The following is an 885-nucleotide window of genomic DNA, read 5'->3' as shown; positions in this document are numbered from 1 at the left end:
AATACATAGGATATGAGAAGGCAGACCCGGTGAACTGAAACATCTAAGTACCCGGAGGAAGAGAAAGCAAATGCGATTCCCTGAGTAGCGGCGAGCGAAACGGGACCAGCCCAAACCAAGAGGCTTGCCTCTTGGGGTTGTAGGACACTCTGTACGGAGTTACAAAGGAACGAGGTAGATGAAGAGGTCTGGAAAGGCCCGCCATAGGAGGTAACAGCCCTGTAGTCAAAACTTCGTTCTCTCCTGAGTGGATCCTGAGTACGGCGGAACACGAGAAATTCCGTCGGAATCCGGGAGGACCATCTCCCAAGGCTAAATACTCCCTAGTGACCGATAGTGAACCAGTACCGTGAGGGAAAGGTGAAAAGCACCCCGGAAGGGGAGTGAAATAGCACCTGAAACCGTGTGCTTACAACAAGTCAAAGCTCGTTAATGAGTGATGGCGTGCCTTTTGTAGAATGAACCGGCGAGTTACGATTGCATGCGAGGTTAAGTCGAAGAGACGGAGCCGCAGCGAAAGCGAGTCTGAATAGGGCGAATGAGTATGTAGTCGTAGACCCGAAACCATGTGATCTACCCATGTCCAGGTTGAAGGTGCGGTAAAACGCACTGGAGGACCGAACCCACGTACGTTGAAAAGTGCGGGGATGAGGTGTGGGTAGCGGAGAAATTCCAAACGAACTTGGAGATAGCTGGTTCTCTCCGAAATAGCTTTAGGGCTAGCCTCGGAATTTAGAATCATGGAGGTAGAGCAACTGTTTGAACTAGGGCCCCTTATCGGGGTACCGAATTCTGATAAACTCCGAATGCCATTGATTCATGTCCGGGAGTCAGACTGCGAGTGATAAGATCCGTAGTCGAAAGGGAAACAGCCCAGACCACCAG

At 51.0% G+C, this 885-nt stretch carries 1 rRNA gene (only partly in view); it reads left to right on the top strand.

Annotation, left to right across the window (positions count from 1 at the left end):
- Positions 1-885 (top strand): 23S ribosomal RNA (locus tag ACFW22_RS35895) (its annotated part continues 336 nt past the right edge of the window); the annotation flags it as partial.

The organism is Streptomyces sp. NPDC058872, from assembly GCF_042743065.1.
Taxonomy (GTDB): Bacteria; Actinomycetota; Actinomycetes; order Streptomycetales; family Streptomycetaceae; genus Streptomyces.
The sequence above is the reverse complement of the archived record's forward strand: the minus strand, read 5'-3'. Positions and strand labels throughout refer to the sequence as shown.